Origin of the sequence: Curtobacterium sp. MCBA15_008 (assembly GCF_001865065.1) — a bacterium.
Lineage (GTDB): Bacteria > Actinomycetota > Actinomycetes > Actinomycetales > Microbacteriaceae > Curtobacterium.
On record NZ_MJGN01000011.1, the window covers coordinates 99651 to 121744 of the forward strand.

The following is a 22094-nucleotide window of genomic DNA, read 5'->3' on the forward strand; positions in this document are numbered from 1 at the left end:
TGGTAACTGTACCGACCTGTTTGGTATTGTCAAACCATGCCCGACCAGACCACTCCCTCGGCAGCACCACGGACCCGCCGCCGCCCCGCGTACGAACGCGCGGTCGCCACCGCGGACCGGCTGTTCTACGAACAGGGCATCCACGCGGTCGGGGTCGACCAGGTCGCGGCCGAGGCGGAGATCTCGAAGGCGAGTCTCTACACGCACTTCCGCACGAAGGACGACCTGGTGGTCGGGTACCTGCAGGGGCGGAGCCGGTCGTGGCAGGAGCACGTCGCGGCGGAGCTCCCCGGCCGCGCGGGAACGCCTCGCGAGCGGATCCTCGCGGTCTTCGACCTGCTCGGCGAGTGGTTCGACGAACCCGGGTACCGCGGCTGCCCGTTCATCAACGTCGAGGCCGAGTACGGCGACGGACACCCGACCCACCAGGTGACGTTGGACCACCGCGCGTGGGTCCGCGAGCTCTTCGAGTCGCTCCTCACCGAGGCGGGCGACCCGGACCCGAGCACGTCGGCGCTCCCGTTGTGCGTGCTCTACGACGGTGCGATGGCGAGCGCGCAGGCCGATCCGTCGCGGCGGTGGGCTGCGGCCGCGCGATCGGCGGCGGCCCGGCTCACGGCCGCCACGGACTGACCGTCGGTCGCCGTCCGGCTACTCCTGCGGGTCGGCGGGCTCGCCGCCCGAGTCGACGTCGCTGTCCTGTTCCGGGTCCTCGGTCGCGTTGCCGGTGGACGAGCCGTCGGGCAGGTCCTCCGTGTGCTCGCGCTGCTCGTCGATGGGCTCGCTCGAGCCGTTCGCTGCGGTGTCGCTCATGGCCCGGACGCTACGCGGACGGATCGAGGCGGCCGCTCAGGCGGGCGTGTGGCGGACGGGTGCGGACGCGGCCACACGACGGACGGGAGGCGCGGTGCCAGCTGGCACCGCGCCTCCAGTCCGGCTCGGTGAGCGTCTACCGCACCGCCGGCTGCGGCAGTGCGGCGAGGATCTCCGCGGCCGCTTCGCGGCCCATCCGGACCGCTCCGTCGACGTGCTGGTACCCGTGCCCGGCGAGGTCGCTCGACGCGAACCGGAGCGGACCGATGGCCGCACGCTGGTCGGCGCCGTACCGGACCAGTCCGCCCAGGTCGAAGCTCGCCGCGTAGGCGCCACGGGTCCACTCCTCGGTGCCCCAGTCGCTCTCGTAGTAGACGACGGGCCGGAGCGCCTCGTCGCCGTAGTAGTGCGCGAGCGAGGCGAGGACGCGAGCCTTGCGCTCCTCGACGGACAGCGCGAAGACGTCGTCGGCGTGCACGTCCGAGACGAAGCCGACGAGCGTGCCCTGCTCCTGCCCGTGCGAGGTGTTGTCGTACGCCTCGTGCACGAGCTCGTACGGGCTGAAGGCCGTGCCGGACAGCCCGGCACCCCGCCAGAACGGCCGGTCGTAGACGGCGTGCACCTTGATCACGAAGCCCATCGACAGGTGCTGGTGGAGCTGGTGCTGCCGACGGGGCAGCGGGGGCTCGTAGGAGATCCGCGAGTACAGGGGCGGCGGCACGGCGACGAGCGCCTGGCGTGCGTGGACCTCGATGCCGCCGTCGGCGATCGCGGTGACGCCCTCGTCGTCCCACCGCAGCGTCCGGACCGGCGCGTGCAGGTGCACGTCGTCACCGAGTCGTGCCGCGAGGCGCTCGGAGACCTGCTGCATCCCGCCGACCACGCGCTTGTCGAGGATGAAGTCGGCGTCGACGAGGTTCGAGAAACTGCCGGCCGACGCCGCCATCAGGAGCGCCTGCAGGGCCGAGAAGGCGTGGGCGGGCTTCGTCAGCATCGCACCGGCGATGAACAGCTCGACGTTGTCCGTCGCGACCCGGTCGTCGCTCAGCTCATGGAGCCACGCACGGAACGACGTCTCGTCGAGACGCGCGGCCTCCGGAGCCTCCCACGGGCGTGCCGGGTCGACGGTCGCGACGTACTCGTCGACCACGCTGACGAGCCGCTCGATCTCGGTCGCGGTGGCCTCGGGAAGCGGGAAGATGTCGCCGGTGTACTCGGTGCGGGTGCCGTGCTCGTCGACGTAGACGCTGGAGCCCTCCCGGTAGCGGTCGTACGTCTCGAGTCCCAGCTCGTCGAGGGTCTCGAGCAGCGCGGTCTGGTCCGGCGAGACCCACTGGCCGCCGATCTCGAGCGTGACGCCCTCGATGTCCTCGGTCCAGGTGCGGCCGCCGACCCGGTCGCGTGCCTCGAGCACGGCGACGGTCTTCCCCTCGGCGACCAGGCGCGCCGCGGCGGTGAGGCCGGTCACGCCGGCGCCGATGATGACGACGTCTCTCTCGGTCATCGTGCTGCTCTCTGTCCTGTGCTGGTGCTGGCCGGGGGCCCGAACGGGTCCGGCGTCAGCGTGTACATGGTCTCGAGGTACTCGGCGATGCCCTCGCCGCCGCCCTCGCGGCCGAGGCCAGACTGCTTGACCCCGCCGAACGGTGCCGAGGCGTTCGAGACGACCCCGGCGTTGAGACCCAGCATGCCCGTCTCGAGCCGCTCGATGAGTCGCTGCCCACGCGCCGGGTCCGACGTGTACGCGTAATCGACGAGACCGTACTCGGTGTCGTTGGCGGCCGTCACCGCGTCGTCCTCGGTGCGGAAGGTGCTGATCGCCAGGACCGGCCCGAACAGCTCGTCGCGGAGCAGGGCGCTCCCCGGCTGCACGTCGGTCAGGACGGTCGGCGCGTAGAACGTGCCCGGTCCCTCGACGGGGTGGCCGCCGGTCCGGACCACCGCACCGCGCTCCACCGCGTCGGCGACCAGGCGGTGCACCTTGTCGACGGCACGGGCGTCGATGAGCGGACCGATGGCGACGCCGTCCTCGGTGCCGCGACCGACGGGCATGGCCGCGACGCGCTCGGTGACCCGGCGGGCGAACTCCTCCGCGACGTCCTCGTGCACCAGGAAGCGGTTCGCCGCCGTGCAGGCCTGCCCGGTGTTCCGGAACTTGGCGAGCAGAGCACCATCGACCGCCGCGTCCAGGTCGGCGTCCGCGAACACCAGGAACGGCGCGTTGCCGCCGAGCTCCATGCTCGTCCGGAGGACCGTGTCCGCCGCCTGCCGGAGCAGCGTCCGGCCGACCGGGGTCGATCCCGTGAAGGAGAGCTTGCGGAGCCGCGGGTCGGCGATCACCGGGCCGGACACGTCGGCGGCCCGCGTCGTCGGGACCACGTTGACGACGCCGGCCGGCACCCCGGCCTCGAGCAGCAGGTCCGCGAACAGCAGCGTCGTGAGCGGGGTCAGTTCGGCGGGCTTCACGACGACGGTGCACCCTGCGGCGAGCGCCGGGGCGACCTTGCGGGTGGCCATCGCGAGGGGGAAGTTCCAGGGGGTGATGAGGAACGCCGGCCCGACGGGCTTGTGGGTCACGATCGCCCGGCCGGTGCCCTCGGGGTTCGTGCCGTAGGACCCGCCGATCCGGACCGCCTCCTCGGAGAACCAGCGGAGGAACTCGCCGCCGTACGTCACCTCGCCCCGGGCCTCGGCGAGGGGCTTGCCCATCTCGAGCGTCATGAGGAGCGCGAACTCCTCACGGCGGTCCTGCAGCAGGTCGAAGGCCCGACGCAGGACCTCGGCGCGCTGCCGCGGAGGCGTGGCAGCCCACCCCTTTGCAGCTGCTTCCGCGGCGTCGAGTGCCTTGACACCGTCTTCGGGGGTTGCATCGGCGATGCGCAGGAGCGTCGCGCCGGTGGCCGGGTCGACGACGGGGAACGTGCCGCCGTCGGCCGCCGGTCGCCAGGCGCCACCGACCAGGAGGCCCGTGGGGACCCGGTCGAGGACGGCCTGTTCAGCGGCTGGTCCGGTGGCGTCGGGGACGCTCGGCCACCCGGTCGCCGTGTGCGTCGCGCTGGTCGCGGGGTGCGTCGCGGTCATGCGGTCGCCAGTCCTTCCAGGACGACGTCGAGGCCCTCGCGCAGCAGGTCGTCGTCGATCGCGAGCGGCGGCAGGAAGCGCACGACGTTGCCGTAGGTGCCGGCGGTCAACGCGATGACCCCGTGCTCGTAGGCGTGCCGGACGACCCGTCCGGTCAGCCCGGGGTCCGGGTCGCCGGTCGCCGGGTCCACCAGTTCCATCGCGACCATCGCGCCGCGACCACGCACGTCGCCGATGCGCGGGTCGCCCGACTGCGCGGTGCGGAGGGCCTGCAGGACGACGTCGCCGATCTCCCGCGCCCGCTCGACCAGGCCGTCGTGCTCGAAGGCGCCGATGGCGGCGAGCGCTGCGGCGCACGCGACGGGGTTGCCGCCGTACGTTCCGCCCAGACCCCCGACGTGCGCGGAGTCCATGATCTCGGCACGCCCGGTCACGGCGGACAGGGGCAGCCCACCGGCCATGCCCTTCGCCGTCGTCACGACGTCGGGGACGATCCCCTCGTGCTCGCTGGCGAACATCGCACCGGTCCGGGCGAACCCGGTCTGCACCTCGTCGGCGATGAAGACGACGCCGTTCGCCGTGGTCCACTCGGACAGGGCGGGGAGGAACCCGGGGGCCGGCACGACGAACCCGCCCTCGCCCTGGATCGGCTCGATGAGGACGGCCGCGGTGTTCGCCGCGCCGACCTGTTTCTCGATCTGGCTGATCGCACGCTTCGCCGCCTCGGGCCCGGAGAGGCCGTCGTGGAACGGGTAGGACATCGGCACGCGGTAGACCTCGGGGGCGAAGGGACCGAAGCCGTCCTTGTACGGCTGGTTCTTCGCGGTCAGCGCCATCGTCAGGTTCGTCCGCCCGTGGTACGCGTGGTCGAACACCACGACGGCCTGCCGACCGGTGTGCTTGCGCGCGATCTTCACGGCGTTCTCGACGGCTTCCGCGCCGGAGTTGAACAGGGCCGTCCGCTTCTCGTGGTCGCCGGGGGTCAGCCGGTTCAGGGCCTCGGCGACGGCGACGTACCCGTCGTAGGCCGCGATGGTGAAGCACGTGTGGGTGAAGGCGGCGACCTGCTCGGTCACGGCGGCCACCACCCCGGGGTGGGCGTTCCCGACGCTCGTCACGGCGATGCCGGAACCGAGGTCGACGAAGGAGTTGCCGTCCGCGTCGACGACCACGCCGCCACCGGCCGCGACGACGGCGATCGGGACGGCCACACCGACGCCTGCGGCCACCGCGGCGGACTTCCGGGCGAAGAGCTCGCGGGATCGGGGGCCCGGCACCTCCGTGACGAGCCGCCGTTCCTGGGGCAGCGAGGGGCCGCCCGCAGCGGCGCTGGTCGTGGGTGCAGCGGTGGAGGACATGCCGCGATGGTAGGAGGACGACCCCGCCACACCCACTGTCCGCCGTGTACAGCGGCGGTGGTCACGATCGCCGCAGCGGATAGGGTTCCCCCATGCCCGCGACGCTGCGCTCCCTGCTGCACCGAGTCGACCTGCACCTCCGGCTGCTCACCAGCGCCGACACGGACGCCCTCGACGCTCCGCTGTCCTGGCTGCACAGCTCCGACCTGGCCGACCCGACGCCGTTCCTGGCGGACGGTCAGGGCCTCCTGACGACGGGCACGCAGTTCGGGGTCGACGCCGACGTCACCGAGGGGTTCGCCGACTCGTACGTCCGGCGGCTGCGGGAACGGGGTGTCGTCGCGCTCGGCTTCGGCACCGAGGTGGTCCGTGCGGGCACCCCGGCCGAGCTCGTCGACGCGTGCGAGGCGCAGGGACTCCCGCTGTTCGAGGTGCCCTACGAGACGTCGTTCATCGCCGTCGCCCAGGCCAACGCGGACGCCGTCGCCCGCGAGGCCAACGCACGGAACGCCTGGGCCCTCGCCGCCCAGCGCGCGATCTCCCTCGCCGCGATGCGACCGGACGGTCTCGGCGCCACCATCGCCGAGCTCTCCCGACAGCTCGACGGGTGGGTCGGGCTCTTCGACGTCTCCGGACGACTGGACCGGGGGCACCCGGCCGACGGGGTCACGGGGTCGGACCTCGACCTCCTCCGGACCGAGTCCCTCCGGTTGCTCCGCGCCGGCCAGCGCGCGAGCCTGCCCGTGACGACCCGGCACCGCACCGGCTTCACGCTCCAGACCCTCGGCAGCGGCGGCCACCTGAGCGGGGTGCTGGCGATCGCGAACGGCGGTGCGCTCGACCGGGCCGGGCGTGAGGTCGTCACCGCCGTCATCGCCCTCGCCGGACTCGCTCTGCAGCAGAACCGCGAGCTCGCCCGCGCCCGGGGGCTCCTGCGGACCGGACTGCTCACGATGCTCTCCGTCGGCGACCCCGACGTCGTCGACACCACCTCCCGCGAGGTCTGGGGACCGCTCCCCGCCGAACCCGTCCGGATCGCCGCCGTCGAGGTCCCCGACCAGGACCTCGACACCGTGGTCGACCTGCTCGAGCTCTGGGTACAGGACCGACCCGGGCACCTGTTCTTCGCCGTCGACGACGCCCTCTTCCTCTGCGTCAGCGCCGACGACACGGCGATCGTCGACGAGCTCGTCTCCCGGTTCGACCTCCGCGCCGGGCTCTCCGACGGCGCCTCGTACCGGTCCTTCGGACGCGCGCGCACCGAGGCCGTGCAGGCCCTCGACCGCCGCCGCGAGGGCCGCCCCGGCACCACTGAGTTCGGCGACCTCGCACGGGAGGGCGTGCTCGCCCACCTGGCACACGTCGACGTCGACGCGGGTGCGGTCGCCCGGGCGTTCCTCGCCCCGCTGCGAGGACACGACCGAGAGGCGGGCACCGACCTCACCCGGACCGTCCGCACCTGGCTCGAGCAGAACTGCGAGTACGACCGCACGGCGCAGGCACTCGGCGTCCACCGGCACACCGCACGTGCCCGGGTCGAGCACGCCGGGCGACTGCTCGACCGGGACCTGTCGGCCTTCGCGACCCGGGCCGACCTGTGGGCCGCGTTCGTGGTCGAGGGCGGCCCGGCGGGCGCCGAATAGGCTGACACCGTGCCGACGACCCCGGCCCGCCGGCGCCTCAGCCCGGCCGAACGCGAGGCCCAGATCACCGCGGCCGCGATCGAGGTCGCCCGCGCCGAGGGGCTCGCCGGCGTGACCCTCCGCGGGGTCGCTGCTGCCATCGGGGTCGCCCCGTCCCTCGTCGCCCACTACCGGCCGGCGATGGAGGAGCTGGTCGGCGAGACCTTCCGGACCGTCGCGAGCGCCGAGGTCGCCGAGGTCCGGTCGATCGTCACCGCCGTCGACGACCCCGTCGGGCAGCTCCGTGCCCTGCTGGCGTGCATCGCCGACCCCGAGCGCGACGACGTCGCGGCCCTCTGGGCGGACGCCTGGAGCATCGGTCGGACGAACCCGTCGCTGGCGACCGCGGCGCGTGACGTCATGGACGACTGGCAGCTCCTGGCGACCGCCGTGGTCGGCGCCGGGGTCCGCGACGGGGTCATGCGCGCCGAAGACCCCGACGAGGTCGGCCGGCTCCTGTTCGCCCTCGTCGACGCGACGAACGGGTACGCCCTCGTCGACCACCTGGACCGCCCGACCCGCGAGGGACTGGTCCGCACGACCATCGCCCGCGCGGTCGACCTCGACCCTGTGACCCTCGCCGGCTGAGCCTCGGGGCGCCCGGTGCTCCGCCTAGTGGTTCCCGCCATTCCGACGACGGTGCCGGATGGTGGTACCGACGTAACACCCGCCGACTCCGGCAGCGATGCCGACCGCGAACGAACCGACGATCTGGTTCGGCGTACCGATCGTCGCCGCGGAGACAGCGGCACCAGCGATGATCAGGCCGACCGTGACGGCGATGGCGAACACGGGGTTGCCGAAGAGTTTCGTCACGATGACCTCCTTGTGCGGATCGGGGAGCTTCTCTGCCTCGCTTCCGCGACGCTAACGAAGCCGCCGTGAGACGTCAATACTTCACATACAGAAGAGAGAGTCAGGACGGTCGGTACGCTCGTGTCGTCGCACAGGGAGCGACGGGGAACGAGGCGTACATGACCACGACGGACGAACTCCGACGATCGCGACGGACCCGCCCGCGGGCGGTGACGGTCTCGATCGTGCTCTGGGCGGTGTGGCTCGTCGTCGGCGTGGTCTCGACCGTGGTCATCGCCACGCTCGGCTGGGGACTTCCCGGCTTCGGCGGGGTCGCGGCACTCGTGGTGTCGTTCGTCCTCTGGGCCCTCGTCGCGGCTGCGCTGCTGCAGCTCCTCCGCGGATCGGGAGCGGCACGCCTCGTCCTCGTCGTGATCGCGGCGTTCCGGGCCGCCCTGAGCATCACGACGGGCGGCATCTCGCTCGCGATGGTGCTGCTGTCGGTCGTGGCGGCGGTCCTGCTGTTCCTGCCCAGCGCCCGACCCTGGTTCCGACGCGGCGAGCGCGTCGTCCCCGACGAGCCGGCGAGCTGACGGCTCTGGGACAGACCACCTGACGGACTGGAGGCGCGGTGCCGGCTGGCACCGCGCCTCCAGTCCGTCGACGGGTCAGGCCCTCGGATCAGACGTGGCGACCACCGCGGCGGCGTCGCGTCAGCAGCAGCACGCCACCCGCCAGGAGCATGGCGAGTCCGCCGAGGCCCGGCCAGAGCAGGTCGGCGCCGGTGAAGGCGAGCCCGCCGCGGGGCGCCGCTTCCGGAGTGGTCGTGGGCGCGGTCGGGGCAGGGGCCCCGGTCGCGGTCGGCGCCGGAGCAACCGGGGTCGACGCGGTCGGGTCGGCCTCCGCGTACGCGATGCTCACCGTCGCCGACGTCGCTTCGCCCGACGCGTCCGACACGGTGTACTCGACGGTCGACGGGTTGCCGGTGAAGTCCGCCTCGGGGACGAAGGTGTCACGACCGGTCGTCGTGTCGACCGTCCAGGTGCCCTCACCCTCGACAGCGAGCGACGTGACCGGGGTCCCGTCGGCGGCGAGCAGGCGCACGGTCGTCGGGTCCACGTTGCGGGAGTCGTTCGCGGTGACGTCCACCGACACCGTCTCACCGGTCGCATGGTCGAGCGACGAGTCGTCGGCCGCGAGGGGCAGGTAGCGGACGGAGACGAGTGCCGTGGTGGTCGCACCGTCGGCGCCGGTCGCGCTGTAGCGGACGGGGGTCGGGTTCCCCGTGAACCCGTCGAGCGGCGTGAAGGTCAGCTCCCCGCTGGCCGTGTCGACGGTCCAGGTACCCTCGCCGTCGACCACGAAGGTCGTCTGCGGGTTCCGGTCGCGGTCGAGCAGCCGGACGGAGGCCGGGTCGACGTTCGCGGAGTCGTTCGCCGCGACGTCGACCGTCACCGGCTCGCCGAGCGCGTTGCCGCCGGAGACGTCGTCGACGGCTGCGGGCTGGTAGGTGACGTCCACGTCGGCCGTGGTGGTCTCACCGCGGCCGTCCTGCACGGTGTACCGAGCGGTGGTCGGGTCGCCGGTGAACCCGGTCTCCGGCGTGAAGGTCACCGTGCCGGCGCTCGTGTCGGCCGTCCACGTCCCCTCGCCGCGCACGGTGCGGGTCGTGACCGGCTGTCCGTCGGCGTCGAGCAGGCGGAGGGTCGAGCGGTCCACGTTCGCACTGTCGTTGCCCACGACGTCGACCGTGACGGCCGAGCCGAGGGCGTTGCGACGGGAGACGTCCTTCGTCGCGACCGGGGCGTACGCCACGGTGACGACCGCGGTGGTCGCGTGACCGGCAGCGTCCTGCACCGAGTACCGGACCGGGGTCGGGTCGCCCGTGTACCCGGCAGCGGGCGTGAAGGTGACGGTGCCCGTGGCCGTGTCGACCGTCCACGTTCCCTGGCCCGCCACGGGCAGCTCGGTGACGAGGGCGGCGCCCTGCACGAGGCGCACGCTGGACGCGACGACGTTCGACGAGTCGTTCGTGGTCACCGTGACGGACGCCGGGGAACCGACGGTGTTGCCGGTCGAGCCGTCGGCAGCGGCCACCGGCAGGTACGAGACGGTGACGGTCTGGCGGACGCCGCGCTCGAACGCGTCGCCCGCGGTGTACGTCACGGGCGCCGGGTTGCCGGTGAACCCGCGCTGGGGCGTGAAGGTCACCACGCCCGTGGCCGCGTCGACCGTCCAGGTGCCCTCGCCGTCGACGACGAGCTCCCGCGTCGCGTCGCCGGCGCCGTCGACCAGGTGGACGGAGGTGCGCTCGAGGCCCGCCGAGTCGTTCGCGAGGACGGGGACCGACACGGGCTCACCCGGGGTCGGCGCGACCACGGCGTCCGCCGCGGCGACCGGACGGTAGGCCACCTGGACCGGGGCCGACGAGGTGTGCCCGCTCCCGTCGCTCACCGTGTAAGTGACCGGTGCGGGGTTCCCGGTGAAGCCGGGCAGGGGTGTGAAGGTGACCGCGCCGGTGGTGGCGTCGACCGTCCACGTGCCCTGGTCGGCGATCGGCAGGGTCGAGACCGGCGTGCCGTCGGCATCGAGCAGCTGCACGGTCGTCCGGTCGACGTTCGCCGAGTCGTTCGCCGTCACGTCCACGGTCACCGTGCTGCCGACGGTGTTGTCGCGTGCGTCGTCGGCCGTGGCCGCGACGGCGTACCGGACGGTGATCGTCGCCGTCGCGGGCGTCGTCGCACCGCTGCCCGTGGCGACGCGGTAGGTGACGGGAGTCGGGTTGCCCGTGAAGTCGCGCGCCGTGGTGAAGGTCACCCGGCCCGTCTTGGGGTCGACGGTCCAGGTTCCCTGACCGCCGACCGTCAGCGACGACCTCGGCGTGCCGTCGGCGTCGAGCAGCTGGACGCTCGTCGGGTCGACGTTGTCGGAGTCGTTCGCCGTCACGTCGACCACGGCCGGGCTGCCCTGCCGGACGGCCGAGACCGTGTCGGCGGCGGCGGTCGGCTGGTACGTCACGACGACCTGCGCGCCGGTTTCCAGCCCGCGGCCGTCCCGCACGGTGTAGTCGACGGGGGCCGGGTCGCCGGTGAACCCCGCGGCCGGCGTGAACGTCACCGTGCCCTTCGTGGTGTCGACGGTCCAGTCGCCCTGACCCTCGACGTGGAGTGCGGTGGTCGGCTTGCCGTCGGCGCCCGTGATGCTGAGGGTGGCGGGGTCGAGGTCACCCGCGTCGTTCTTGACCACGTCCACGGTGACGGCCTTCCCGGGCTCGCTCACCGCGGCTTCGTCCGTCGTGGCGACCGGCTTCGGCTTCACCGCGTTCGTGAACGAGCAGTCGACCGAGGCGACCCCTGCCGGGATCGTGAAGGTGCCCGTCGTCCCGGTCCCATCGATGACCGCCTTGCCGGTGGCCGGGTCCTTGCAGAGCCACGTCGTCGTGTAGTTCACCGGGTTCGTCGTGCCCGCGGGCGTCTGCGCGATCGTGTACGGGTCGGTCTGCCCGGGGAGGAGCAGGACCGGTCCGGCCGTGGCGGTGGGCTCCTTCGCCGTGGTGGTCGCCGAGTTGTTCGTCGTGACGCCGTTGCCGCCGATCGTGACGGTGAAGTCGTCGCCCGGGTCGAAGGTCGTCGCGGGACGGGTCGCCGTGACGGAACCCGTGGTCGGCAGGGCGTTGCTCGCCATGTCGGTGACCTTGGCGCTGAGGTTCTGTGTGCCGATGACGCGACCCGTGATCGGGTTCACCTTGAGGAAGGCGTTCGCACCGCTGCCCGCGATGTAGAGGTAACTGTCGTCGCCGAACGCCATCGAGTTCAACGCGATCCCGGTGGCGATCGCGGGTCCGACCTTGCTCGCCCTCGCCGTCCCGACGCCGACGAGATCCGCCGCGTCGACGCGGTAGATCTGCGCCGACGAGCCGCTGCTCTTGATGAAGTACATGTTGCCCTGGCCGTCGAACGCCAGGTCGCCGTTGGTGCCGTCGGATCCCTCGGCGGTGACCGTCACGATCGTGCCGGAGTTCGTGTGGGTCGCCGGGTCGTAGCTCGTGAACTTGAACTCGGTCGCCGAGCCCGTGACCACGCCGCCGTAGTAGTACTTGCCGGACTTCGGGTCGATGCCGCCCATGTTGTTCGTGACGCCCGACGTCCGCGGGGTGGTCCGGAACTTCTCGGTCCCCGCGTTCCACTCGTAGACGTTGGTCGGGTCGGTGAGGACGAGTGTGCCACCGTCCGCCGAGAGCCCGAGCTGGTTGATCGCACCAGCGCCGCTCGGCACGGGGACGACACTCGACGTCGCACCGGTGGCCCGGTCGATCGAGACGACCCCGGAACCGTCCGAGGTGGTCGCGTAGAGCAGCGTCTTCGAGAACGCGGGAGCAGCGGACGCGGACTGCGGGAGGGCGACGACCGCACCCGCAGTGACGAGGGCGGCGACCAGGGCGGCGCCTCCGAGACGGAGGGCGGGCGGGCACGACGGACGTGCGGCATCGGGCATGCGCAAGGGAGGGGTCCTGACGGAGAGTTCGGGTTCGGGTCAGCCGCGGGCGAGCAGTGCTCATGCCCGGCGTGCTGTCCGCTCATCGTGGCGGACCCCGACCGGGCGCGGGGGCGAAAACCCCCGGACTGGGGCCGCTCCGAGCAGTCCCCCTTTGTGGGGACCCGTCAGGGAACACAACAAGGGGACCCGACACGGGAAGGACCGCGGCGCACCCCCGGTGCAGACGCATCCAGAGGACCGGGCGGGCAGCGTGGCGGGGCCGCGCCGTGCCTCCAGGCCCAGCGAAGGCCGAAGGCTCAGAGAACACACGAGGCACAGAGAACACAGAAGGCGCGGAGAATGCAGAAGGCCCCCGGATCTCTCCGGGGGCCTTCTGTTCTGCCTGGTGCGCGAGGGGGGACTTGAACCCCCACGCCGTTTCCAGCACACGGACCTGAACCGTGCGCGTCTACCAATTCCGCCACTCGCGCCAGCCCGAGAACACTACCATGCACAGACGCTGCCAGATGCCAACCACTACCATGCGTAAGGTCAGCGACCGAGAACACTGGAGACCCATGGGCCTGTTGGACAGCTTCGAGCGAGGGCTGGAGCGCGCCGTGAACGGCGCGTTCGCGAAGACCTTCCGCTCCGGCGTGCAGCCCGTCGAGATCTCGAGCGCACTCCGCCGCGAGCTCGACACGAAGGCTGCCGTGGTGTCGCGCGAGCGCATCCTCGTGCCGAACGAGTTCGCCGTGCGCCTCGCGCCGCCGGACTTCACGCGGATGAACGACATCGGTCGTCCGCTCATCGACGAGCTCTCGCAGATGGTGCAGCAGCACGCCGTCGCGCAGAACTACTCGTTCTCCGGACCCGTGACGATCGCCCTCAAGCAGGACGGCACGCTGTCCACCGGGATCCTCGAGGTCGACTCGACCACCGTGCAGCGGGACGTCGCCTGGGTCGCCGTGCTCGACATCGGTTCGCAGCGCCACAAGCTCCAGCGCGGGCGCACCGTCATCGGCCGCGGAACCGACGCCGACATCACCGTCGCGGACACCGGCACGAGCCGGAAGCACGTCGAGGTGATCTGGGACGGCAAGCACGCCCAGGCCAACGACCTGGGGTCGACGAACGGCTCGAAACTGAACGGCGAGCGCTTCCAGCAGGCCATCGTTGAGCCGGATTCCACGATCGAGATCGGTCGTACCCGTATGGTGTTCCGGGTGATCCCCGAGAACGACGGAGGTACCAGGTGACCACAGGGCTGACCCTGCTCGTCCTGCGCTTCGCGTTCCTCGCGGTGCTGTGGCTGTTCGTGTTCGTGATCGTCTTCGCGCTGCGCAGTGACCTGTTCGGTCAGCGCGTGCGCACCATCCCCACCGATCCGAAGGCCGGTGCGTCCGGTCCGACGACCCCCGCGGTGCCGGCAGCAGCGGCGCCGGCTCCGGCATCCAACGGTGCGTTCACGGATCTCATCGGACAGCCTGGAGGCGCGCAGCAGTCCGCCACGCCGGTCGCCACCCGACTGGTCATCACCGAGGGATCGCGCGAGGGCATGGAGATGCCGCTCGGCGGCGGACCGATCACGATCGGCCGGTCCAGCGAGTCCAACGTGGTCATCCGCGACGACTACACCTCGACCAACCACGCCCGCCTCGACCTGCGCGCCGACGGCTGGCTCCTCACCGACCTCGAGTCCACGAACGGCACCTTCGTCAACGGTCAGAAGGTGACCGCACCCGTGATGATCGCCGAGCGGACGCCGATCACGATCGGGACCACGACGTTCGAGCTGCGGCGGTAACCCCGGATGACGGCTCGCACGCTGAGCGCCGCTGTGTCCCACGTGGGGCGCATCCGTGCCAACAACCAGGACTCCGGCTACGCCGGACAGCACCTGTTCGCGGTCGCGGACGGCATGGGCGGACACGCCGGCGGCGACGTCGCGTCGGCGATCGCGATCCGTCGCATCAGGGAAGTCGACCGCGAGTTCCCCTCCGCGCACGACGCCGAGTTCGCCCTGCAGTCGGCCCTCATCGCGGCCAACCAGCTCATCACCGAGACGGTGTTCGAGCACCAGGAACTGACCGGCATGGGCACCACGGTGTCCGCGATGATCCGGGTCGGCGACCAGATCGCGATCGCCCACATCGGCGACTCGCGCATCTACCGGCACCGCGACGGCGAGCTGCAGCAGATCACGTCGGACCACACCTTCGTGCAGCGCCTCGTCGACAGCGGCCGCATCACCCCCGAGGAAGCCGCGGTCCACCCGCGCCGCTCGGTGCTCATGCGCGTGCTCGGCGACGTCGACGCCGCACCCGAGGTCGACACCGCGATCATGGACATCCAGCCGGGCGACCGCTGGCTGCTCTGCTCGGACGGCCTGTCGTCGTACCTGGCGGAAGAGCGCATCCGGCACGCTCTCGCGTCGAACATGGACGCGAACCAGGTGACGCAGCGCCTCGTGAAGGAGACGCTCGACCACGGCGCGCCCGACAACGTGACCGTCGTGGTGATGGACGTCACCGACACCGAGCCCGACGACGACGACGACGCGGCCACCACCGTCGGGTCCGCCGCAGCACCCCTGACCTTCGAGGCATCGACCGGCCGGAAGCCGATCCGCCTCCCCACGATCCTGCTGCACCCGCTCAAGGTCACGACCGCGCCCGAGGACTCGCACTTCGAGCCGGAGTCCGACCAGTTCTTCGCCGAGCTCATCGCCGAGGACCGCCGTCGCCGGATCCGCCGCCGGGTGTCGTGGACGATCGCCCTCGTGGTCGCCGTCGCCGTGCTCGTCGGTGCCGTCTTCCTCGGCTGGCGCATCATCCAGGACCACTACTACGTCGGCACCGACCGCGGCACGGTCGCGATCTACAAGGGTGTCCAGCAGTCGATCGGCCCGATCGCGCTGTCCGACGTCTACGAGGACACCGACGTCACCGTGTCCTCCCTGCCCGACTACACGCGGGAGAACGTCCGCTCGACGATCAACGCGCAGTCCCTCGACGACGCGCGCGACATCGTCGACCGCCTGCGGAAGGCGGCCGCGACCGGGCAGGACCAGGCCGGCACCGGTGGTGACGGCGGCTCGTCGTCGCCGACCCCCACCCCGTCGGGCTCCCCGTCGTCGTCGCCCTCGGCCTCGCCCGGTGCGAAGCGATGAGCAACGCCACGGCGCAGTCCTTCACGCAGGCGATCACGATCAAGCTGCGTGAACCCGCGCGCGCCCGGAACCTCGAGCTCGTGCTGCTCGTCATCGCGTGCGGCATCTGCGCCGGCGCGATGGTGCTCGTGCAGCTCGGCACGAAGGGGCGGCTGTTCGACACCTCGGCGCTGTGGGTGGGCGCGGGGATCCTCGGGCTCGCACTCGTCATGCACGTGGTGCTCCGCGTCGTCGCGAAGAACGCCGACCCGTTCATCCTGCCCGTCGCCCTCGCCCTGAACGGCATCGGCATCGCGGAGATCTACCGCATCGACGTCCACGCCGACCACTTCGGGTGGGCCGCGTTCGGGGTCAAGCAGATGGTCTGGACGATGCTCGCCATGGTCGCCGCCATCGTCGTGCTGCTGCTCGTCCGGAACCACCGGTTCCTCCAGCGGTACCGGTACATCTTCATGTTCGCGACGATCGCGCTGCTCCTCCTGCCGATCGTGCCCGGGCTCGGGCTGAACGTCGGCGGCGCGAGGGTCTGGATCAAGATCGGCTCGTTCACGTTCCAGCCCGGCGAGCTGGCGAAGATCACGATGGCGCTGTTCTTCGCGGGGTACCTCGTCACGGCACGCGACTCGCTGTCGATCGTCGGCCGGAAGTTCCTCGGCATGACCTTCCCCCGGGCCCGCGACCTCGGCCCGATCCTGGTCATGTGGGGCGCCGCCATGGGTGTCCTCGTGTTCCAGCGCGACCTCGGCACCGCGCTGCTGTACTTCGGCCTCTTCCTGGTGATGATCTACGTCGCCACCGGCCGGATCAGCTGGGTGGTCATCGGCCTCGCGCTCTTCGTCGGCGGCGCCCTCGTCGCGCAGTCCGCCCTCGTGTACGTGCACGGCCGGTTCGAACAGTGGCTCGACCCGTTCAACCCCGTCATCTACAACCGCCTGTCGCAGGGCAGCGGGCAGTTGGTGACCGGGCTGTTCGGCTTCGCGAGCGGCGGCATCACCGGTACCGGGCTCGGCCAGGGACGCCCGTACCTGACCCCCGTCGCGAATGCCGACTACATCGTCGCCTCGCTCGGTGAGGAACTCGGGCTCATCGGCGTCTTCGCGATCCTCGCGCTGTTCATCATCCTGGCCTCGCGCGGCATGCGGGTCGGCTTCATGGCGCAGGACGACTTCGGCAAGCTGCTCGGCGTCGGCTTCGGCTTCACGATCGCCCTGCAGGTCTTCGTCGTCGTCGGCGGCATCACCCGGGTGATCCCGGTCACCGGCCTCACCACTCCGTTCATGGCAGCCGGTGGTTCCTCGCTCATCGCCAACTGGATCATCGCCGCGATGTTGCTGCGCCTGACCGACGCCATCCCCGCCGAGCAGCGCGTGCAGCAAGGCGCGATCCCAGCCGCTCGCGGACGTGGCACGACCAAGAAGGAGCGCACCCGATGAACCGACAGCTCCGCCGTGTCTCGACCGTCATCGTGCTCATGTTCGTGGCACTGTTCGTGTCGACGACGTCGATCCAGTTCTTCGCCGCGGACTCGCTCCGCGCCGACCCCCGGAACTCGCGCACGATCCTCAACAGCTACTCCACGAAGCGCGGGGCGATCCTCGTGCAGGGCAGCCCGATCGCCGAGTCGACCGCCGTGGACGACCAGTACCAGTACCAGCGGAAGTACACGAACGGCGACCTCTACTCGGCCGTCACCGGGTACTTCACCATCGGGCAGGGCAGCGCCGGCGTCGAGGCCGCCGAGAACTCCGTGCTGTCCGGCAACTCGGACGCCTCGTTCTTCCAGAACCTCAACGCGATCCTCACCGGCCAGGACGTCCAGGGCGACAACGTCAACCTGACGATCGACCCGAAGGTGCAGCAGGCGGCGTACGACGCGCTCGGCACGAACTCCGGTGCGGTCGTGGCGATCCAGCCGAAGACGGGCAAGATCCTCGCGATGGTCTCCAAGCCGTCCTACGACCCGAACACGCTCACGTCACACGACACGGCGGACGTCGTCGCGAAGTTCAACGCCCTCGACCAGGCTGACAGCCACCCGCTGAAGAACCGCGCGTACGGCGGCGACCTCTACACGCCGGGATCGGTGTTCAAGCTCATCGTCGCGTCGGCGGCGCTCGAGGGCGGCAAGTACACGCTCGACTCCGAGTTCCCGAACCCGTCGCGGCTGCAGCTCCCCGGCACCAGCACCTACATCAACAACGCCGAGGGTGGCTCGTGCGGCGGCGGCGACAAGGTGAAGCTGCGCACGGCGATCCAGTACTCGTGCAACATCCCCTTCGCGGAGCTCGGGCAGAAGCTCGGCTACGACGCGATCAAGAGCATGGCCGACAAGTACGGCTTCGGCGACGCGATCGAGATCCCCATGCGCGCCACCGCCAGCCAGTACCCCGCGGTCGACTCGACGGCGCAGCTCATGCTCAGTTCGTTCGGACAGGCCAGCGTCCGGGTGTCCCCGCTGCAGATGGCGATGGTCTCGGCTGGCATCGCGAACGGCGGCAAGGTCATGCAGCCGTCCGTCGTCGACTCGATCACGACGAGTGACCTGAAGACGGTCGAGTCCTTCTCGCCGAAGCAGTACAGCGATCCGTTGTCCGCTTCGGAATCCGCCGACCTGACCGAGGCCATGCAGAGCGTCGTCAGCTCCGGGACCGGCACCAATGCCAAGATCAACGGTGTCGACGTCGCAGGGAAGACGGGCACGGCCGAGGGCGGCACGGGCGACCCGTACACGCTCTGGTTCACGGGCTTCGCCCCGGCGAAGGACCCCGAGGTGGCCGTCGCGGTCGTCGTCGGGAACGGCGGCGGGCTCGGGCAGTCCGGCGTCGGCAACACGGTCGCGGCCCCGGTCGCGAAGAAAGTCATGGAGGCGGTGCTGAACAAATGAGACCCACCAGCGGACTCACCTTCGGTGGGCGGTACCAACTCTCGTCCCGGGTCGCCATCGGCGGCATGGGAGAGGTGTGGCAGGCCACCGACCTCGTCATCGGTCGCACCGTGGCACTCAAGATCCTCAAGGACGAGTACCTCGGCGACCCGGGCTTCCTCGAGCGCTTCCGCGCGGAGGCCCGTCACGCAGCGCTCGTCAACCACGAGGGCATCGCCAACGTGTTCGACTACGGCGAGGAGGACGGCAGCGCCTACCTCGTGATGGAGCTCGTCCCCGGCGAGGCGCTCTCGACCATGATCGAGCGGGAGCACACGCTGCCCGTCGACAAGGTCCTCGACATCGTGGCGCAGACGGCGAACGCCCTGCAGGCCGCGCACGCCGTGGGCCTCGTGCACCGCGACATCAAGCCCGGCAACCTGCTCATCACGCCGGACGGCCGCGTCAAGATCACCGACTTCGGCATCGCCCGGATCGCCGACCAGGTCCCGCTCACCGCGACCGGCCAGGTCATGGGCACCGTGCAGTACCTCTCGCCGGAGCAGGCGAGCGGACACCCCGCGTCGCCGTCGACGGACATCTACTCGCTCGGCATCGTCGCGTACGAGTGCCTGGCCGGGCGCCGTCCCTTCACGGGCGAGTCGCAGGTCGCGATCGCCATGGCGCACATCAACGAGCAGCCGCCGGCGCTCCCCGGGGACATCCCGGAGCCGGTCTCGGCCCTGGTGATGTCCTGCATCGCGAAGAAGCCCGCCGACCGTCCGGCCACCGCGGCCAACCTTGCGCGCGCCGCGCAGGCACTCCGTCGTGGCGACGTCGCTGCGGCCACCGTCGCCGTGCCGGCCATCGCGGCCGGCGGCACGGTGGCGTTCAACCCGCCGCAGGGCCAGGGGAACGACGCCGCGACCGCACTCATCGGCACGACCCAGGCCGGTGCGGTCACGGGTGGTCCCGGAACGCCGGGCTCCCCGATCGACGGCGAGGACGAGGAACCGAAGAAGCGCCGCGCGTGGATCTGGTGGCTCGTCGGGGTCATCGCCGTGCTGGTCATCGGCGGGGTCGTCGCCGCGTTCGCGTTGAACGGCAACCAGCAGCCCGAACCGACGCGCTCGTCCACGAGCTCGTCCCAGTCCACGCCGACACGCTCCCAGCCCCCGTCGCCGAGCGCCACACCCACCCAGACGCGCGTGCTCGTCAACTCGGCGGACTACGAGGGGCTCTCCGTCACCGACGCCCAGGCCAAGCTGCAGTCGGTCGGCCTGACCTCGCGCGTCGAGGACGGCGACCCGGCCCCGAGCGCCGACAAGGCGAACACGGTCCAGTCGATCAGCCCGACCGGCAGCCTCGCCCTCGGATCGCTGGTCGTCATCCAGCAGTACACGGCGCAGCCGACGGTCAACCAGCCGAACTCGGCGTCACCGGGCACGGTGTCGGCCGACGGCCAGGTCACCTTCAGCTGGGCAGCCGCCACGTGCCCGACGGGCTACACCGTGGCGTCGTACGCGTACACGATCACGGGCGGCAAGGACACCTCAAGCCAGACCTCGGGCACGCTCGACGCCGACCACCGCTCGGTCACCGTGCAGATCGACGCCGTCGGCAAGTCCGCGTCGCTGAGCTACACCGTGACGTGCGGCAACCTGACCGCGTCGGCCGCGTCGGAGAGCGCCGCGAGCGACACCTGGCAGGCCACGGGCGAGCCGACGGTCGACCCGACGGACGGCAACAACCCCAGCCAGGCACCGCAGGACTGACCCTCGGACGGGGGCTCGCGACACCGTTGCGTAACGGTTCGGTCGGGGCCCCCGTCGCCAGCGTCTCACCAGGAACGGCTGCCGTACACTGGCCCGGACGGACATTCGGAGGAGTACGTGCCAGAAGGTGTGACCGCGGGGATCACCCTCCTCGCCAACCGCTACGAGATCGGTGAAGTCATCGGTCGGGGCGGCATGGCCACTGTGCATCTGGGCAACGACACCCGCCTCGGACGCAAGGTCGCGGTGAAGTTGCTCAAGCCGAGCCTCGCCAACGACCCGGCCTTCCGTACCCGGTTCCGGCAGGAAGCCCAGGCCGCCGCGCGCATGGCGCACCCGACGATCGTCCGGGTCTACGACGCGGGCGAAGAGACCGTCACCGAGACCTCGGGTGCCGAGGTGCAGGTGCCGTTCATCGTCATGGAGCACGTCGAGGGGCGGCCGCTCTCCGACATCATCGGCGACGGCCCGGTCGCGCCGGACGAAGCCGTGCGCATCACCGAGGGCATCCTCACCGCGCTGGAGTACTCCCACCGTGCCGGGGTCGTGCACCGCGACATCAAGCCCGCCAACGTCATGGTCACGCACTCCGGCCAGGTCAAGGTCATGGACTTCGGCATCGCCCGGGCCATCACCGACACCTCGGCCACGGTCGCGCAGACCACCTCGATCCTCGGCACGGCGTCGTACTTCTCACCGGAGCAGGCGCGCGGCGAGACCGTCGACGCCCGCACCGACGTGTACTCGACCGGTGTCGTGCTGTTCGAGCTCCTGACCGGCCGTGCACCCTTCATCGGCGACTCCCCGGTCGCCGTCGCCTACCAGCACGTCAGCGAGCAGCCGGTCGCGCCGTCCACGCTCGTCCCCGCGGTCTCACCCGCGCTCGACGCCGTCACGCTGCACGCGCTCGTGAAGGACCGCACCCGCCGCTACCAGAACGCCGCCGAGTTCCGCACGGAGCTGCAGCAGGCCGCCGCGGGGCACGTCCCCGCCTCGACCCGCAAGCTGCACCAGGCTTCGGCCAACGACGCCTCGACGATGTTGTTCGGGGTCAACCCGCGCACGACGTCGAACCCGGCGGTCGCCTTCCGCGAGCTCGACGACGACACCGCCGAGCACCGCCCGCAGCGCACCCAGAACCGTCCCCCCGTGGCGTGGATCTGGGTCGGCATCCTGCTGACCGCCGCGGTCATCGTGGCCGTGGTGTTCTTCGTCGCCAACCTGCAACCGGGCAAGCCGCCGGTGTCGTCGTCGGTCAGCGTGCCGAACGTCGTCGGTGCCACCTGGGACTCCGCATCGACCGCGCTCGAGAAGCGCGACCTCGGTGCCGTCAAGGTCGAGGAGAACTCCGACGACGTCGAGAAGGGCACGGTCATCCGCACCGAGCCCGGCTCCGGCACCAACGTCGCCCGCAGTCAGGACGTCCGCGTCGTCGTGTCGCTCGGACCGCAGCAGATCGCCATCCCCGACCTCGCGAGTCAGGCGCAGGCCGCGGCCGAGAAGACCCTGAAGGACGCCGGCTTCGCGGTCGGCGCCATCAACTCGGACTACTCGCCGGACGTTCCCGAAGGCACGGTCATGAGCACCGACCCGGCGAACGGCACCCAGCACACGAAGGGCACCGTGGTGAACCTCACGGTGTCGAACGGCAAGGTCGAGCTGCCGGACGTCACGCAGCAGCCGTTCTCGACGGCCAACGCCACGCTCGCTGCCCTCGGGCTCACGGTCACGCCCGCGCCGACGAACTCCTGCACGGGCGGCACAGTCACGCAGCAGAACGCCCCCGCCGGTGACATCGCTCAGGGCAGCACCGTCGTCCTGACGTACTGCGCCGCAGCCGCTCAGCCGAGCCAGCCGGCGGCGCCGGGCGGAGACGACAACGGCGGCGACAACGGCGGGGACGACGGTCGCTGACCGACGCCGGACCGACGTGAGGCCCGTACCGGACGCGTGACGTGCCTCCAGGCCCGTGTCACGGATCCAACGGAACGCGACCTGCCGAGCTGGCTGCCTGGAGGCACGGATCGCCTCCCACGGACAGCCCCGCCGGGGTGGGCGCCGGTCCACGGCCGCCCACCG

General features: G+C 71.3%; 17 protein-coding genes and 1 tRNA gene. 11 read left to right on the forward strand and 7 right to left on the reverse strand.

The window, feature by feature from the left end; genetic code table 11:
* Positions 1–36 precede the first annotated feature (36 nt).
* Positions 37–633 (forward strand): TetR/AcrR family transcriptional regulator, encoded by a 597-nt coding sequence (locus BIU96_RS05680; protein ID WP_071291638.1) that lies wholly within the window; start codon positions 37–39, stop codon positions 631–633.
* 18 nt (positions 634–651) lie between these two features.
* On the opposite strand, the gene BIU96_RS19735 is transcribed toward BIU96_RS05680, so the two are convergent.
* From BIU96_RS19735 to gabT, 4 genes are all read right to left on the reverse strand, one after another.
* Entirely contained in the window at positions 652–813 is a 162-nt protein-coding gene (locus BIU96_RS19735) for a hypothetical protein (protein WP_175477467.1), read from the reverse strand.
* Positions 814–949: 136 nt separating this feature from the next.
* Positions 950–2317, reverse strand: coding sequence for an NAD(P)/FAD-dependent oxidoreductase (locus BIU96_RS05685; RefSeq protein WP_071291639.1), 1368 nt, complete (start codon positions 2315–2317; stop codon positions 950–952).
* Positions 2314–3894: an NAD-dependent succinate-semialdehyde dehydrogenase gene (locus tag BIU96_RS05690; RefSeq protein WP_083402688.1), complete on the reverse strand. Its 1581-nt coding sequence runs from the start codon at positions 3892–3894 to the stop codon at positions 2314–2316. Before BIU96_RS05690 ends, BIU96_RS05685 begins: the two co-directional genes overlap by 4 nt.
* Positions 3891–5252 carry a 4-aminobutyrate--2-oxoglutarate transaminase gene (gabT, locus tag BIU96_RS05695; protein WP_071291640.1) on the reverse strand — a complete coding sequence of 454 codons (1362 nt, stop codon included), beginning with the start codon at positions 5250–5252 and terminating at the stop codon, positions 3891–3893. Before gabT ends, BIU96_RS05690 begins: the two co-directional genes overlap by 4 nt.
* A gap of 92 nt (positions 5253–5344) precedes the next feature.
* Here gabT and BIU96_RS05700 point away from each other — a divergent pair, with 92 nt between their 5' ends.
* Positions 5345–6895, forward strand: a complete 1551-nt coding sequence (locus BIU96_RS05700) for a PucR family transcriptional regulator (RefSeq protein WP_071291641.1) — start codon at positions 5345–5347, stop codon at positions 6893–6895.
* 9 nt (positions 6896–6904) lie between these two features.
* On the forward strand, positions 6905–7522 hold the full coding sequence (locus BIU96_RS05705; RefSeq protein WP_071291642.1) for a TetR/AcrR family transcriptional regulator: 618 nt from the start codon (positions 6905–6907) through the stop codon (positions 7520–7522).
* A 24-nt stretch (positions 7523–7546) separates the two neighbouring features.
* On the opposite strand, the gene BIU96_RS05710 is transcribed toward BIU96_RS05705, so the two are convergent.
* Positions 7547–7750 carry a hypothetical protein gene (locus tag BIU96_RS05710; protein WP_071291643.1) on the reverse strand — a complete coding sequence of 68 codons (204 nt, stop codon included), beginning with the start codon at positions 7748–7750 and terminating at the stop codon, positions 7547–7549.
* Positions 7751–7908: 158 nt separating this feature from the next.
* Between BIU96_RS05710 and BIU96_RS05715 the strand changes: the two genes are divergently transcribed.
* On the forward strand, positions 7909–8322 hold the full coding sequence (locus BIU96_RS05715; RefSeq protein WP_071291644.1) for a hypothetical protein: 414 nt from the start codon (positions 7909–7911) through the stop codon (positions 8320–8322).
* 88 nt (positions 8323–8410) lie between these two features.
* Here the strand turns inward: BIU96_RS05715 and BIU96_RS05720 are convergent, their stop codons facing one another.
* Both BIU96_RS05720 and BIU96_RS05725 read right to left on the reverse strand, forming a co-directional pair.
* A complete protein-coding gene (locus BIU96_RS05720; RefSeq protein WP_071291645.1) occupies positions 8411–12223 on the reverse strand; it encodes a tandem-95 repeat protein in 3813 nt (1270 codons plus the stop codon).
* Between the two features lie 386 nt (positions 12224–12609).
* A tRNA-Leu gene (locus tag BIU96_RS05725) sits at positions 12610–12696 on the reverse strand.
* An 87-nt stretch (positions 12697–12783) separates the two neighbouring features.
* Between BIU96_RS05725 and BIU96_RS05730 the strand changes: the two genes are divergently transcribed.
* From BIU96_RS05730 to pknB, 7 genes are all read left to right on the forward strand, one after another.
* A complete protein-coding gene (locus BIU96_RS05730; RefSeq protein ID WP_071291646.1) occupies positions 12784–13464 on the forward strand; it encodes a DUF3662 and FHA domain-containing protein in 681 nt (226 codons plus the stop codon).
* Positions 13461–14012, forward strand: coding sequence for an FHA domain-containing protein (locus BIU96_RS05735; protein ID WP_071291647.1), 552 nt, complete (start codon positions 13461–13463; stop codon positions 14010–14012). Before BIU96_RS05730 ends, BIU96_RS05735 begins: the two co-directional genes overlap by 4 nt.
* Before the next feature lie 6 nt (positions 14013–14018).
* Positions 14019–15377, forward strand: a complete 1359-nt coding sequence (locus BIU96_RS05740; protein ID WP_071291648.1) for a Stp1/IreP family PP2C-type Ser/Thr phosphatase — start codon at positions 14019–14021, stop codon at positions 15375–15377.
* Positions 15374–16810 (forward strand): FtsW/RodA/SpoVE family cell cycle protein, encoded by a 1437-nt coding sequence (locus BIU96_RS05745; RefSeq protein ID WP_071291649.1) that lies wholly within the window; start codon positions 15374–15376, stop codon positions 16808–16810. The genes BIU96_RS05740 and BIU96_RS05745 overlap by 4 nt, the downstream gene beginning before the upstream one ends.
* Complete coding sequence (locus tag BIU96_RS05750) at positions 16807–18261, forward strand: penicillin-binding protein 2 (RefSeq protein WP_071291650.1); 1455 nt, start codon at positions 16807–16809, stop codon at positions 18259–18261. The genes BIU96_RS05745 and BIU96_RS05750 overlap by 4 nt, the downstream gene beginning before the upstream one ends.
* Complete coding sequence (locus BIU96_RS05755; protein WP_071291651.1) at positions 18258–20015, forward strand: protein kinase; 1758 nt, start codon at positions 18258–18260, stop codon at positions 20013–20015. Before BIU96_RS05750 ends, BIU96_RS05755 begins: the two co-directional genes overlap by 4 nt.
* Before the next feature lie 117 nt (positions 20016–20132).
* Complete coding sequence (gene pknB / locus BIU96_RS05760; RefSeq protein WP_302847719.1) at positions 20133–21929, forward strand: Stk1 family PASTA domain-containing Ser/Thr kinase; 1797 nt, start codon at positions 20133–20135, stop codon at positions 21927–21929.
* The last annotated feature ends 165 nt before the right edge of the window (positions 21930–22094 follow it).

What these genes read in the sequence shown, in the direction of transcription:
- BIU96_RS05730 (WP_071291646.1), top strand. Translation starts at nt 12,784, where the DNA reads ATGGGCCTGTTGGACAGCTTCGAGCGAGGGCTGGAGCGCGCCGTGAAC.
- BIU96_RS05700 (WP_071291641.1), top strand. Translation starts at nt 5,345, where the DNA reads ATGCCCGCGACGCTGCGCTCCCTGCTGCACCGAGTCGACCTGCACCTC.
- BIU96_RS05755 (WP_071291651.1), top strand. Translation starts at nt 18,258, where the DNA reads ATGAGACCCACCAGCGGACTCACCTTCGGTGGGCGGTACCAACTCTCG.
- BIU96_RS19735 (WP_175477467.1), bottom strand. Translation starts at nt 813, where the DNA reads ATGAGCGACACCGCAGCGAACGGCTCGAGCGAGCCCATCGACGAGCAG.
- BIU96_RS05690 (WP_083402688.1), bottom strand. Translation starts at nt 3,894, where the DNA reads ATGACCGCGACGCACCCCGCGACCAGCGCGACGCACACGGCGACCGGG.
- gabT (WP_071291640.1), bottom strand. Translation starts at nt 5,252, where the DNA reads ATGTCCTCCACCGCTGCACCCACGACCAGCGCCGCTGCGGGCGGCCCC.
- BIU96_RS05750 (WP_071291650.1), top strand. Translation starts at nt 16,807, where the DNA reads ATGAACCGACAGCTCCGCCGTGTCTCGACCGTCATCGTGCTCATGTTC.
- BIU96_RS05685 (WP_071291639.1), bottom strand. Translation starts at nt 2,317, where the DNA reads ATGACCGAGAGAGACGTCGTCATCATCGGCGCCGGCGTGACCGGCCTC.
- BIU96_RS05715 (WP_071291644.1), top strand. Translation starts at nt 7,909, where the DNA reads ATGACCACGACGGACGAACTCCGACGATCGCGACGGACCCGCCCGCGG.
- BIU96_RS05740 (WP_071291648.1), top strand. Translation starts at nt 14,019, where the DNA reads ATGACGGCTCGCACGCTGAGCGCCGCTGTGTCCCACGTGGGGCGCATC.
- BIU96_RS05745 (WP_071291649.1), top strand. Translation starts at nt 15,374, where the DNA reads ATGAGCAACGCCACGGCGCAGTCCTTCACGCAGGCGATCACGATCAAG.
- BIU96_RS05720 (WP_071291645.1), bottom strand. Translation starts at nt 12,223, where the DNA reads ATGCCCGATGCCGCACGTCCGTCGTGCCCGCCCGCCCTCCGTCTCGGA.
- BIU96_RS05680 (WP_071291638.1), top strand. Translation starts at nt 37, where the DNA reads ATGCCCGACCAGACCACTCCCTCGGCAGCACCACGGACCCGCCGCCGC.